Source organism: Corynebacterium sp. CCM 9203, assembly GCF_041357675.1.
GTDB lineage: Bacteria > Actinomycetota > Actinomycetes > Mycobacteriales > Mycobacteriaceae > Corynebacterium.
Genome location: NZ_JAUERY010000002.1, coordinates 689,506 through 703,455 on the forward strand (window position 1 = coordinate 689,506; position 13,950 = coordinate 703,455).

At 60.1% G+C, this 13,950-nt stretch carries 11 protein-coding genes; all 11 read right to left on the reverse strand.

From position 1 onward, the window contains the following. Nucleotides 1–98 precede the first annotated feature (98 nt). Nucleotides 99–935 (reverse strand): ABC transporter ATP-binding protein, encoded by an 837-nt coding sequence (locus QWU44_RS06520; RefSeq protein ID WP_370914853.1) that lies wholly within the window; start codon nucleotides 933–935, stop codon nucleotides 99–101. Then, complete coding sequence (locus tag QWU44_RS06525) at nucleotides 932–2,014, reverse strand: FecCD family ABC transporter permease (RefSeq protein WP_370914854.1); 1,083 nt, start codon at nucleotides 2,012–2,014, stop codon at nucleotides 932–934. Before QWU44_RS06525 ends, QWU44_RS06520 begins: the two co-directional genes overlap by 4 nt. After that, nucleotides 2,011–3,009 carry a FecCD family ABC transporter permease gene (locus QWU44_RS06530; RefSeq protein WP_370914855.1) on the reverse strand — a complete coding sequence of 333 codons (999 nt, stop codon included), beginning with the start codon at nucleotides 3,007–3,009 and terminating at the stop codon, nucleotides 2,011–2,013. Before QWU44_RS06530 ends, QWU44_RS06525 begins: the two co-directional genes overlap by 4 nt. A 7-nt stretch (nucleotides 3,010–3,016) precedes the next feature. Beyond that, complete coding sequence (locus tag QWU44_RS06535) at nucleotides 3,017–3,991, reverse strand: hypothetical protein (RefSeq protein WP_370914856.1); 975 nt, start codon at nucleotides 3,989–3,991, stop codon at nucleotides 3,017–3,019. 63 nt (nucleotides 3,992–4,054) lie between these two features. Continuing rightward, complete coding sequence (locus tag QWU44_RS06540; RefSeq protein WP_370914857.1) at nucleotides 4,055–6,319, reverse strand: hypothetical protein; 2,265 nt, start codon at nucleotides 6,317–6,319, stop codon at nucleotides 4,055–4,057. A 36-nt stretch (nucleotides 6,320–6,355) separates the two neighbouring features. Next, nucleotides 6,356–7,351, reverse strand: a complete 996-nt coding sequence (locus QWU44_RS06545) for an ABC transporter substrate-binding protein (protein WP_370914858.1) — start codon at nucleotides 7,349–7,351, stop codon at nucleotides 6,356–6,358. A gap of 216 nt (nucleotides 7,352–7,567) precedes the next feature. Further along, entirely contained in the window at nucleotides 7,568–10,012 is a 2,445-nt protein-coding gene (locus QWU44_RS06550) for a hypothetical protein (protein WP_370914859.1), read from the reverse strand. A 370-nt stretch (nucleotides 10,013–10,382) separates the two neighbouring features. Next, nucleotides 10,383–12,305: a heavy metal translocating P-type ATPase gene (locus QWU44_RS06555; protein ID WP_370914860.1), complete on the reverse strand. Its 1,923-nt coding sequence runs from the start codon at nucleotides 12,303–12,305 to the stop codon at nucleotides 10,383–10,385. Further along, nucleotides 12,302–12,643, reverse strand: a complete 342-nt coding sequence (locus QWU44_RS06560; protein WP_370914861.1) for an ArsR/SmtB family transcription factor — start codon at nucleotides 12,641–12,643, stop codon at nucleotides 12,302–12,304. Before QWU44_RS06560 ends, QWU44_RS06555 begins: the two co-directional genes overlap by 4 nt. A gap of 26 nt (nucleotides 12,644–12,669) precedes the next feature. Further along, the gene (locus QWU44_RS06565) at nucleotides 12,670–13,176 is read right to left on the reverse strand and encodes an NUDIX domain-containing protein (protein WP_370914862.1); all 507 of its coding nucleotides are present in this window, start codon (nucleotides 13,174–13,176) and stop codon (nucleotides 12,670–12,672) included. An 8-nt stretch (nucleotides 13,177–13,184) separates the two neighbouring features. Further along, nucleotides 13,185–13,664: an SdpI family protein gene (locus QWU44_RS06570; protein WP_370914863.1), complete on the reverse strand. Its 480-nt coding sequence runs from the start codon at nucleotides 13,662–13,664 to the stop codon at nucleotides 13,185–13,187. Between the last annotated feature and the right edge of the window lie 286 nt (nucleotides 13,665–13,950).

A 13,950-nucleotide genomic window follows, 5' to 3' on the forward strand; every position in this document is an offset into this window, starting at 1 on the left:
AATTTTCTGTGTCATACAGAATAGGTCAATGGCCGACTTGTTCGGATGTTTTTGTGGTGCATCCGGACAAGTCGGCCATTGGTGATAACGCCTGCGGGTTAGTCCTGATCAATGGGGACGACGATGGGCCGACCCGAGTGTGGATCAGTGATGAGGTCACAAGGTAGTCCGTACACCTCTTGGATTAGTTCGGTGGTGACCACCTCGGAGACGGGCCCGGTGCCCACGATTTTCCCTTCATTCATCATGATGAGGTGCGTCGCGTACCGAAACGCGAGTGTTAGTTCGTGGAGAACCGCCACGACCGTCACTCCCTCCCGCTGGAGATTGCGGGCAAGGTTGAGAACCTCCACCTGATGAGTGATGTCAAGGTAGGTGGTGGGCTCATCGAGGAGGACGATGGGTGTCTCCTGTGCCAGAACCAGAGATATCCAGACACGTTGCCGTTGGCCACCCGAGAGTTCCGACACGAAGCGCTGGGCGAGAGCTGTGATGTTTGCCCTCTTCATCGCTTGTTCGACGGCTGCCTGATCCGCAGGTGACCATTGCCGGAAGACGCCTTGGTGCGGGTACCTGCCCCGCCCGACGAGATCCTCCACAACGATGCCATCAGGTGCTACCGGTGACTGTGGCAGTAGGCTGAGCTGGCGTGCGACCTCCTTGGGCGGGAGATCCCCGATGGATGTTCCGTCGAGTTCGACGATACCGGAAGATGTCGGCAGCATACGTGCCAATGCTCGGAGGAGAGTTGATTTTCCACATGCGTTGGGTCCGACGATGACTGTGAATTCGCCATCGGGAATAGCAACGCTAAGATTTTCCAGTACGACTTTACTGCCGTAGGCCACGGTGATGTTCTTGCCCTGAAGCCGTGCTCCAGGGGCGGGTAGGTGGTGATTATCAGTGGGATTCGGGCTGATGGGGGTCTGGTTCATGTGCGGTCCTTTCGCCACTCCCGTGAGAGCAGCCAGATCAGGTAGATACCTCCGAGAGATCCGGTGACTACTCCGACGGGTAGCTGGGTGGGGGCGAATAGGCGTTGGGAAATGACGTCGGAAGTCAGGACGAGGAAGGCACCCATGAGTGCAGCGCCTCCGAGACCGGGGCCACTGGTTTGAGTCAAGCGGCGGGCGAGCTGTGGGGCGGCTAGGGCGACGAATGCGATGGGGCCGGCGGCTGCCACCGTGACGGCGACGAGTGCCACCCCGAGGGCAATTAATTGTACCCGTCGGAGATCGACTCGGACTCCGAGACCGACGGCGAGGTCGGGGCCTGTGAGCATCACCCCCAGGGGGCGTGAGAGTAGTAATGATGAGGGGAGCAAAAGTGCAAGTACTGCCCCCAGTGTGATGGTTCCGCTCCAACTGGTTGCGTTGAACGAGCCTGCGAGCCACTGGGCGGCGGTCTGGGCGGCGGTCAGTGATGCCCGGACAACCAGGAGAGCGTTCACTCCCTGAAGAACGGCTGCGACACCGATGCCGATGAGCACGAACCGGGTGCCGGTGACGCCATTGCTCCGGGAAAGAAGGTAGACCGCAGCTCCCGTGGCGAATCCACCCAACATCGCTCCGGTACCGATGGCGAGTGGCCCGCCGTTGAAGATGATGATCTGTACGAGTGCGCCCGTAGCTGCTCCCACCGTGAACCCGGTGATGTCGGGACTACCCAGCGGGTTGGCGGTCAGGGCCTGGAAGATCGCACCTGATACACCCAATGCGGCACCGACGAGCATCGCCATGACGACGCGTGGGGCACGGAGATCGCGGACGAAGAACTGGGCTAGAGGGTCGTCACTGATTCCGAGCAGAGAACGGATAACCTGAAGCACTGAGATCGGATAGTCTCCGAGCATCAGGGCTATTATCGCGATAACGCAGGTGGCTATTGTGATAACTGAAGCTGCGAGAAATGCTCGACGTTCGATTCGTAGGGTCCACGAACCGCGATGCAGTAAGAGATGCCGGGGGTGCGGTTGACTGGATACTCTTTGACGGAACGGTGTTCGTCTGGTCATAGTGCCTCGATCCGACGACGGCGAACGATGGCGACGAAGAATGGGCCTCCGAGGATTGTTGTCACGATTCCGGTCTGTAGTTCCTGGGGGGCCACGATGATGCGGGCGATGATGTCTGCAGTCAGGAGTACCACCGGGGCGGACAGTGCAGAGAACGGTAGAACCCAACGCTGGTCCGGGCCGCAGATGAACCGGGCGATGTAGGGTACTCCCAACCCGATGAACATGATCGGGCCAACTGCTGCTGTCGCTGCGCCGGCGAGCAGCGTTACGGCAACCATGACCAGCGTCCGGACCCGTTCGACACGGACCCCAAGTGAACGTCCCTCCTCATCCCCCAACGCGAGTGCATTGAGACTCGGTGCGACGGCGAAGGCGATCAGGAGACCGAGAAATATGAAGCCGCCGACAGCGGTCAGGATGGGCCAGCCCCGCCCCTCGACGGAACCGGTGGCCCAGAACCGGAACTCGTTGAAGGCGTTTCGGTCGGAGAGAATCACAACCTGGACGATCGAGGACACAGCCATCGTGACGGCTACGCCAGCGAGGGCGAGTCGGACGGGAGTCGGAGCGGTTCGTCCCGCTCCACCGAGAATGTACACGACGATGGCGGCGGCGGCGGCACCCGCGAAAGCGAACCATAGATAGAACCAGATGCTCGTGACTCCAACCACGGCCACGGATACGACCACCGCGAGTGACGCTCCGGCATTCACTCCCAGTACCCCAGGGTCAGCCAGAGGGTTACGGGTCAGGGACTGCATGAGTGCTCCGGCGCTTCCGAGGGCGGCGGCCACGACGATTACCAGAATGGTCCGGGGGATCCGTTGTTCGTGGACGACCGTGGATTCGAAGCTCAGGTCTGGATGCACCAACAGATGAAGCACGTCGGTGAACGGAATCGGGTTTGACCCGATCATGAGCGACGAGATGATGAGGCTTAAGAGAAGAATCCCGGCAACCAGGAATCCGAGTTGGCGACGACTACGGTACATCAGTTAATCAGCGCTGTGGTGCGGTGTTGTTTCGGTGGGTGAACAGGTATGCTCCCACCCCGGATAGGCCGACGACCAGGATGGCACCGCCGATCAGCATGCCTACGATGGGTGCCTGAGAGTTTGCGGCCTGTGCAGTCTGTTGCACCGGGACGTACTCGTAGTAGGCGTCGCCGTCATCACCTGCGTCGGTATCTGTTGTCACAGTACCGTTACCGCCCGCTGACAGTTTCGTCTGGCCCAGCGGCTTGGCCGCTCGGCCACCGTCGCCTGATCTGGTGCCCGAACCCGCTTCAGCGCGTACGGCTCCACCGGCTCCGGCGTGGTGCGGTGCGTTCGCCGCAGGTTCGTCGACGACCTTGGTGATTGTTGAGCGCTGTGCGCCACCGCGATTCTCCGTGTTACGAGATCCCTGTGAACGGTTACCCTGCGGAGACGCGGTGCGTCGAGAGCCACCGCTGTTGTCCCGTGCCGCAGCGTTGTTGTCCCCTCCAGTACGACCTGCACCGGAATCGCTGTCTCCTCCTGAGTTATTGTTTCCGGAAGAGACGGTGAAGTAATCACTGTGATGGGAATAACCCTTTGATCCGAGGGCACTGTCGTCGCCCACTGGTTCACTAGCTAGGAAGCGGAGCCAGTGCTCTCCGTCATTGATGTCACAGGGAAGCTGGACTGAGCCAGACGCGCTGCCATCGGAGCTGATTACCTGTGTGCCGACTACGCCGGTCCCGTGGACCGACTGATTGAAGCCCGCTCCGTCATCAATCTTGATGTTCAGGGTCTCTCCGGGGGGGAACCCATATACGGAGTAGCTCAGGGAATCACAGGGAGCGACCGTCTGTGGTGAGATCGAGGAGGACGTGCCCGGGGTGTCACTGCTGGCACCGCCAGGCGGTACCGCCCAGGCGGTAGGCAGGCTGATAAGGAAAGCGGTGGCCAAAACGGCGCCCGCTGTGGTGATTCGGGAGGTGAAGGGACTCATTGTGTACTCCAGGGATTCAAGCGAGATGGTGGGTCAGGAAAAGGGGTGCGGTGTGTTGAGGCGTTAGTTCCGTCGGCGCGTATAGGCCAGCGCACCGAGCATGGCGAGCTGTGCGATGGCGAAGGCTCCGAGGATGAACGCCCAGTCCGCACCGGTCATCAGGGGTGCGGTTGCCACGACTGGTTGTGGCCGTTCGGCGGGGAACGCAGAACCGGTGGAATCTGCACTACCAGAGGAGGAACTCAGGGAGGTCTTCGGAACATCTACCCAACCGACGAGGTTTTCCTTGGCGTCCACAAGTGCGATCTTGTGTTCACCCGGGCCAAGTCCTGATACGTCGAGGAGCATCTGCTTGTTCTCATCGAGTTGTGCCCAGCCGATTCGCTCCGGTTTCGGACCATAGGAGAACAGATACACCCAGTCCCCCGCAGAGAGATCGGGAACGGTCAGCGTGAGCACACCGTCATCATCGGACATGGCTTCGACTGTCCCCTTCCGGCGTGGGGTCAGGTTGGAGATGTTGAGTACGGGAGGTTGAGGAGTATTTTCTGGCTGCGGAGGATACTCAATCTGGTTATTGCCACGTGGTGAGGCCGTACCTCGGTTTCCTGATGCGGGCGTTCCCCCGCCGCCGCCACCGGTGGATCGCCGCTGAATCACGGTGACCACACTGGGTTCCTCGTCATTCGGATACTGATTGGTGTTCCCGGAATCGCGAACGGTGTTCTCCGTCTCGTTGGCCCTGCTTTCACGAGTATCGATCCCGCTCTCCCGCCTGAAGCTATCAATTCCCTTAGACAGCTCGTTGAGTTTCCCGGAGAAGCCGTCGATCGCCGTGGCGATGGGTAGAACGGCGAAGATGAGGTCCATACCCGTTCTTGATGGAATCTCCGGACCTCCGGGTTGAGGTGTGTCACCCGGGCCGTTTCCGGTGCTCTCCTTCAGTGTGATCCAGGACCAGCCTACGAGTTCACCGGTATGTCCCTGATTTCCTGACTGGAGGACGAGTTTCAGACGCCCCTCCGGGATATCAGCGTCTTTGAGTGGAAGGGAGATCTGTCCCTGATCATTGACCGTGTACCAGTTATCGGCCCACGGTAGCCGCCGGGATGAGTCTTCGATGTAAGCACTGGCGAACAACCAGTCACCTGGCTTGGCACCGGGTATGGTCACGGTAACTTGTTGGTTGCTTTCGGTCGCAGAGACCCCGTTGCGGACGGTGTCCGTGAGTGTCTCGGTGTAGTGGAGTGGGTCAGGGACGCCACTCGGACGGTACTCACCCACCACGAACTCGGTGTCGTTACTACCGCGACGTGGGATGGTTCGTGTCCGGTCACCTTCCTTGAGTGTGCCAGTGAGAACGCGGATACTGTGTGCCCCTGTCGTGAACACGGGGTCGGATCCGTATGGACCGCTGTCCGTGCCATCCGGAAGATGTAGGTCTATGGAGAAGTCCCCAGTACGGTCATCTGCCGGCACAATGGCCCAGATGGTGTCGTTATCGTGCACGGTATGCCCCGGGACGTGTTTGTAAAGGCCGTCGTCGATTTTGATTGACAGAAGGGAGCCACCGTCAGTGGGATGGCAGAATCCGGTGCCGGAGATTCTGAGGGTCCCACCGGGTACAGCCGTCTGTGCCACCTTGACCACGGCTTTCGGGGTACTGGGGGTGCAGGTGATGGTGTCACCCTTGTCCGGTTCGACCCACTCGACACCGCCGATCTTTAACGGATCGAGAACCAGGGAGCGCTGAGCATCGGCACTGTTAGCCAGACCACTGGTGATGGTGACGCTCAGTTTTTGACCAGGTTCAAGTTCTTTCGGGAGGTCGAGATCTATGGCGAAGTTGCCCTCAGAATCGGCCTTGAAGAGTTTCCAGATGGTTGGTTCGGGATTCCCGTTTTTCGGATGGTCCACCACATCGGTTCCGGTCCGTTGGTAGGTGCCGGTCTGACCGTCGGCGAGTTGATAGTAGAGCTTCACGACGAGAGTGGAGCCTGCGCTCTTGTCTGTCGAGGTCCAGTTACTGCCTCTAAGGGTCACTGTATCACCGGGATTTACGGCGTAGGGGATCTCTGCGGAGGCTCCATCTTCGGTTTTACCACTGATAACCTCGGTGTCCTCGGACATCAGTAGTAGCGGACCGAACAGATTCTCCTCATTCTGAGCGTATTCGGACGCTTCATTATCGAAAGTGTCCGTGACGATGCTCTCGGTGGATTCCTCAGTAGCTGTGGTAGCGGAGATGCAGAGGAAAGGGGTTGTGATGAGCGTGGTGACGGCGAGTGCGCCGACTCGACGAAGCCTGCGGCGGGAAGACGGGTACACGAAGAATCCTTCAGTGGGTGAAAGAGCGATGGTGAGTCACGATGCGAGCTGGGCGACGTCATCGAGGATGTGGTTCATGAGTAGTGGGCCACCGGTACTGGTCCACAGGTCTCCGGCGACGGGAATGATGGTGCCGTTCTTGTAAGCCTTCAATTCTGAGAAACCGGGCACCTCCTCAGCCTGTGCCAGCGCGGAGCGGGCCTCATCGAGATCTGCGGAACCTCCTGCGGCGGGATTGTTCACGCTTGACCCCCCAAGAGTGCCGAAGAAGATGTAGTCCGCGTCAATATCCCGGAGATTCTCCTGGGAGACCGGCTCTGAGTGGCCTCGTCCCCTCCTGTCTTGATTCGGGGGCCGATGCAACCCGAGATCCTCGAGAGCGATGCCGGCAGGCAGCTCCTTGAGAATCAGCGCCGCAGAGTTACCCTGCCATCGGACGATGGAGAAGGTGGAGTCCTGATAATCCGTGAGGAGCGCCTTGACTTCGGCGACATGGGCGTCATAATCCGCGATTACCTGTTCAGCGGCGTCCGTCATATTCATGGCGTCGGCGATGTGGCGAAAATTGATGCGCCAGTCGCCACCGGCGTAACCCGTGTACACCACTGGTGCAATCGCACGTAGGGCCTCAATAACCGGAGGATTATTGTTGATACTCGTGCCATCGACGAGGATCAGGTCAGGCTTGGCGGCGCCGATAGCCTCGAAGTTCGGTTGCGCGACGTTACCCAGGAGCGGGACGCCCTGGGCCTGCTCCCGGAGATAACCGGCGATGTCACTCTGTCCTCGGCCTGCGACCGCACCGGCAGGAGTGACACCCAGTGCGAGGAGACCGTCCAGTGTCGGCTCTGACAGAGCGATGACACGCTGGGGGGATACCGGAACGTCAACGCTCGTCCCCTCGACATCGGTGACCGTCCGCGTCTCTACGGTGGGGTTTGATCCAGAGCCACCGTCGCCGCCACAGGCGGTGAGGCCGAGTGCTGCAGCGCATGCGAGTACTCCGGCGCGTAAGAAGGCGCGACGTTTCATTTTTTGAACTCCTCGTTATCGGTTTTCGGCGGTGATTCAGTGGCCGAAGATGCAGATACCGGGTGCAGGGTACAACCGGGATCAGCTCATCGGTCACTACGACGACCGGTACCAAACCTGGCCGGAATCCGCTGCCCGCCGCATATCGGATGCATGCAGACGGGGCAACTTTTCCGGCCAGGTCAGGGTGGATCGTCGGAGTGGACCTCTGGGGAACTACATGTGAAGCAGGTTACGGAGTTCCACCGGTAGGACATGGACCGGAATGATCCCGATCTTAGCCAGGAATCCGAACAGGGCTGCCAGGCCACTGACAACGCCGAATGAGACCAGGAATCCGGTCAGGAACTTCGGCAGATGTGTTTCCGCTGAGGACGAGACGGTCGTCGTTGCCGATGTCGACGAGGTGGTCGTCGGTGCCGGTGTGGACGAGGTCGTTGTCGGTGCCGGTGTGGACGAGGTGGTCGTCGGTGCCGGTGTGGACGAGGTGGTCGTCGGTGCCGGTGCTGTCTCGACGGGGGTGAATCGGAAGAATCCGTCCTTGTTAGCACCGGTACGGCTCACCTTGTTGGTGACGAAGATCCGGCCCTTGTTATCAACCTCAAGATCATTGGGGTAGATCCCGGCATCGAGGTTCGCGACCTTTTCGTTGGTCTTGGGATCAATGACGGTGACGGTGCCGGCTGTACGGTTGGCGGTGTAAATCCGCTTGGTCACGGGGTTGTACACCACGGACAGAGCCTGGTCACCGGTGGGAATGTCAGCGACAACGACTTTCTTTGCCGGGTCGAAGACCACCACGTTGTGGGTGTCCTGGCTGGCGATGTAGAGGTAACCGGTCGCCGGATCGATGGCCAGCCCGGATGCGCGACCAACCTTGTCCTCGGGGAGATCGTAAACCTCGACGTCCTTGGTCCGGACGTTCACCTTCACTGCCTTCGGAGCACTCTGGGAGACGCTGTAGAGGTCTCCGGTCTCCTGATCCAGACGTAGTGTCATCGCGCCGGAGAAACCGGGGGTCGGAAGCTGCTTGTAGGTCTTGGTCTCAGCGTTGAACACGGTGAGGGACTCGGCATCGGAACGCGGTGAACCGACGTAAGCGAGGCCAGTGTTTTCGTCGATCACGACGTCACGGCCATGAGAAACGACATCGGCAGGGAACTGGTGAATCAGATTGAGGTCGGCGTCGTAGACCGCGACGGAGTCGGCTGTCGAGTTTGTGGTCCATACACGATCACGCTTCTGATCAAGCCCGACACCGAAGACCTGGGCGTTATTGTCGCCGGTCGCCTTGGGCTCGATCTCCTTCTCAACCTTGAGGGTGTCCGGATTGACGATCATGAGGCGCGTACCGGCCTTGTTGGAGGAACGGTCAGTCCGGGCAACATACAGCTTGCCGTTGTTGTGGTTGAACCGAACTTGGTACAGGCCGGGGTCGAGTTCAGCCTTTTCCACGGTGTACTTATCCGTGCCGAAGAGGGAGTTGTCGGGTGTGACGGTGTAGTACGTTTCGGAGCTGCGCTCATTTCCATCAACCGTGTACTTGATGGTGATCGGTTTGCCGAGTAGGTCCTCGTTCCCGGGAATCTTCACGTCCGTGATCTCAGCGAGGGAATCATCGTTGGAGACACCCTTCTGATCGCCGGTCAGGAAGTTGGTTTCACCGACACCGACGAAAGTTACTGATGCGTCCTTGGGGAGGCCGACAACCTGAACCTTGACGGTGGAGTTCCGAGCTGAGTCATCGAGGCCATCAACGGTGCTCGAGAGAATCTTCACCGACGGATTAACGATGACCTCATTCGAGACGGCGCTGGTCTTATTCTCATCCTTGGCCTGGACCTTGACAACAACCGGAACACCGGCGTTCAGCCCCTCCTTCGATGAAACGTAGGCTGTACCTTCGGCCGTACCGTTCTCATCAGTGGTGATGGTCTTTGACTTATGTCGACCCGTTGACCACTTCGCTTCCGTATCATTGACGAAGGGTATGAGATCGGTGTTTGCCGGGAAACCGGTGATCTTTACAGGAATCCTGATGGAACCACTGCGCGAGGACTTGTACCCGTTCTCTGCGGTAACGGTGGGCTGAGTGGCCGGGGTTTCTTCGCTGTCCTCGGGCAACTTCTCAACGACCTCGAACCAGCCGTAGGTTGAGACTGTGGGTTCTGATCCGAGTACACGGACCCAGTAGTAGCCTTTTTCGAGGTTCTCAGGAACACGGACGGTGGCTGTGAAGTTTCCGTCGGCATCGGGGAAGTATTCGGACTGGAGCTCGACCGATCCCCTACTGGAAGGAGTGACCGAGGTGCCCGTCTGATTTTTCGGGAACGCCAATTCGCCATCGTTGAGCTTGAAGGTGAGCGTCACATCCTGACGCTGCTCGAACTCGGAACCTTTGACCGTGAGCAGACCTCCGGGAAGGACCTTCTGGTCATGGCTGAGCTTTCCACCAGTGATCTTACCCGCGTTCTTGGGGGACTCTCCGGTCACGGACTTCTCCGGAAGCGTTGACGCAGATGCGGTGTTGTTCGTGGGCTGGTTTTCCTGGGCCCCCGCGATCTGTGGAGTGGCGACGATGACGCCGGTCGTCATGAGGGACGCTGAGAGGACGGTCGCGATGGCGCGCTTTCCGATGGTACGAGAGTGATGTTGCTTCATGAGTGCACGGTCTTCCTTGGTAGGGGAACAGGCGGGGCAACTCAGGCCGATCAGACGTGGTCTCGCGGTGTGGGTAAACCCGCCCGTTTGGATAAGGTAAGCGAAGCCTACATTAGGGACGGCTTGCCTCTATTACAAGTAGGCATAAGGGTTTCGCAATAACGAATTGAACGGCGTTAAGGGGAAGTCGGGGCGCTGAGCCGGTCAAATGCGATATGTTCGGCATTTTTTGCTGGTTACTCGCGGCTTCATGTCTGTGTCCATTTACGTGTGCCCGCGGACGGATTTACCCCCTTCTGTCTCCCCCGCCTGATATGTCGCGGACGTCACCTTCGAGCCGAGATAGGGGTATCGGCCCCGCTGATTCTGATTATGGAGAGACCATTCTCTCTGCAGGGTTGTGTACGGGGGACGCGGCTGTCCGTGAGGCACGTAAGCCATTGATGATGATGACGATCTCGGCTGCCTCATGGATGAACACGATCATTGCCAGTCCGAGCACACCGGTCAGCGCCAGTGGTGGAAGGATGAGAATCACGGCGAGGGCGAGGGCTATGTTCTGGGTCATGATGCGCCGTCCGCGTTGTGCGTGGGCGAGCGCACGGGGGAGCAGAGTGAGGCTGTGTCCGGTGAAAGCGATGTCAGCGGACTCAATTGCTGCGTCAGTCCCCGTTGTTCCCATCGCTATCCCAATGTCGGCCGATGCGAGAGCGGGTGCGTCGTTAATGCCGTCGCCCACCATGGCCCAACCTGACCCGCTGACCACCGCAGCCTTATCTACAGGCAGGAGTTCGGCGCGAATGTCCCGGATCCCGCAGTCGGTGCCGACGGCGGAGGCGGTACGGAGATTATCACCGGTGAGCATCGTCACCTGCATACCCATGCGGTGCAGTGCGGTGATCGTGTCCGGGGCTTCTTCACGGAGAGAATCGATGATGCCGATGATGCCGATAGCGGCATCATCGGCGCATACCACTATGACTGTCCGTCCATCCGACTCGAGCTCGTCCACCCTGTGCTGCAGTGCGCCAGGTGGGTTGAAGCGGGGGCTGCCTACGGTGATGCGGCGTCCGTCGATATGCCCACTGATTCCTTGTCCAGGATGTTCCTCAATATCCTGCGCATCGGGGATATCGACCTCTGCTACGGCTGCCGTGACCGCTACGGCAAGCGGGTGGGTGCTGTGTTTTTCCACTGCGGCGGCGAGAGTGAGAAGGTCCGGGGGGCCATCGACGGACACCACGGTCGGTGTGTTGCGGGTGAGTGTGCCCGTTTTGTCGAAGGCGATGCGGTTGACGGCACCGAAACGCTCGAACGCGGCACCAGACTTGATGATGACACCAAAACGACTGGCCGCCCCGATTGCGGAGATGACGGTGACCGGTACCGCTATGGCGAGTGCACAGGGTGAGGCAGCGACGAGCACGATCAGCGCGCGTTCGATCCAGACGGCGGGATCTCCGATGGTTGAACCGACTGCTGCGATGGCGATTGCTACGAGGAGCACCCCCGGTACGAGTGGTCGGGCAACTCTGTCCGCTATGCGGGCTCGTGAGCCCTTCTCGGCCTGTGCGCGGGTGACGATGGAGACGATCGTGGTGAGGGAATTATCGGTGCCGGGGGCGTTTGCGGTGATTTCGAGGGGCGAGGACACGGCTATCGACCCGGCGGGTACGAGGTCTCCGGTGCTGACCATCACGGGTATGGATTCACCGGTTACCGCAGATGTGTCGAGTGCGCCTTTGCCACCTGTGACGGTGCCGTCAGTCGGGACACGCTCTCCGGGTCGAACAATGATGATGTCACCTACGATGAGATCAGTGATGTTGATCGTCGCGGTGAGCTGTCCCCGGCGGACTGTCACGGTTTCCGGAATGAGGCTGACCAGGCTACGGAGTCCTGAGCGGGCCTTCTCCATCGCCTTCTCCTCGAGTGCCTCGGCGATGGAGAAGAGGAACGCCAGGGCGGCGGCTTCGCCGACGTAACCGAGTGTGACCGAACCCACAGCGCTGACAGTCATCAGGAGGCCGATGCCGAGTCGGCCGCCGGGCTGGCCGGTGATCAGCTTCCGTATCGATTGTGGGATGAATGACCATCCTCCCAGTGCCAGGGCGACCCAAAACAGGAAGGGATGTAGCAGGTGCCCGAGGAGCAGGGCCATGCCTGAGAACACGGGCACCATGAGGCCGGTGTCTCGCCACCAGGGGATGGACTGCGTATTTCGATCGGTGAGAAGGTCGGTTGTCGTCGGGGGCGGTGTGGTGTTCCCACCGCCACAGCATGCGTCGCTCATCGGCTCACCTCTGCGGGAATCTCGTTGAGGCAGGTGTTCCGGTCCTCGCACACGGTAAGGACAACGCGGGTGAGGTTGCGTAGGCTCGCAGCAAGTTCGGGACCGGCGAGGGTGTAGCGGACTTTGCGGCCTTCGGGGTGGGTGTGGACGAGGCCACAGTCACGGAGGCAGGCGAGATGGTTGGAGACGTTCGCCCGCGACAGTTCTAATTGCTCGGCGAGCTGCGCCGGATAGTGGTTTCCATCCAAAATTGCGAGGAGGAGGCGGCAACGAGTGGGATCGGCAAGCGCCTTTCCTAGTCTAACAAGCGCCTGTTCGTGGGCTTCAATATGGCTCATTCTCAAATAGTACACGATACAGTGAACTATCTGGAGGGGAGGCCAATTCGGGTCGGGCTGTTTTCGAGGGCCGCTGCAATCGTCTGCCTGAATCGTTCCGACACCTCGGGCAGGTGATCCACCGCAAACCAGCGGGCATCCGTATTCTCCTCATCCGCCGGGTAAACCTCAGCAGAAGCGCATATGGGTCGACACAGCACCGCAGTGTCCATGTAGGAGGCTACATCCCCGTTGGGGTAGGTGACGGGACCAACGGCTCGTACCCACAGCACTCGCTCAACCCTTGCCTGGAGACCAGTTTCTTCCGCGATCTCACGAAGCGCAGTCACATCGGGTTGTTCACCGGGATCGGCGATGCCGGTGACAGGTGTCCAGGCCCCGGTGTCGGCGCGTCGGACGAGCAACACCTCCGGAGGTATGCCTTCGCCTTCGGGGACCGAAGACCGCAGAACGATCGCTGTTACCCCAGGCAACCAGAGTGGGGCGTGACCGATTTTCCTGCGGAGATCGAGGATGAAGTCGGGGGTTGACACGGGTATTTCTAGCTTCCGTCGGCCTGGCTGGCGGCACGCCGAACGGCATCAAGGTCTACCTCTGCAATCGGCGTCTCGGATTGACTCTCGGATCCTCCGCCACAGCACCCCCCACCGGATGAGCACCCCCCACCGCCTCCGGAACTCCGGTTCGCCGCGACGTCTGCTGCCGCGGCGACTCGTGCCCCGAGTCCAGCCCCCGCCCCGGTGAAGACAAGGGCCGCGATCAGTGTTCCGACCGGGAAAAGCCACATCCATCCGGACGCAGTGAAGCTGATGACGGCACCGACAAGTAGGAGGATTCCACCCGCGATCCACAGTGGCCCCGCCGCCCGGTGCGCGAGATTCCAGACGTCGCGGGATTTACGTACCTCTGCAACGCGAATGCCGATGATGGGGTTGCCGGGGAGCTTTCGTGTCCACCCGAGCACGCCTGTCACGAGCAGTGTGAGGGCCAGAACGAGGAGAAGGACGGGAATCACGATCATGGGGTTCAGTCTAAACCCCGGAGTCCAGGGAGATCGGTTGCCCAGTGGAACGGTCGGGTGTGACCACACGGGTGCCCGTCGGCAACTCCACAGCAAAATCATTGGTGTGGGCTGGTCATCATCCCGTATCGTAAGGGCCAGATGCCGGAATTCTGTGGAAGGTGTATGGCTTCCCACAGTTCCGGCTCAGCCCACGCCTGTATGCCCGCGCCGGTTTTCCGGTCAGTGGACGTCGCTGGCGTCGGGTTCCTTCGATCCGTCCCGCGCTGTCGTCATGGAACAGCGG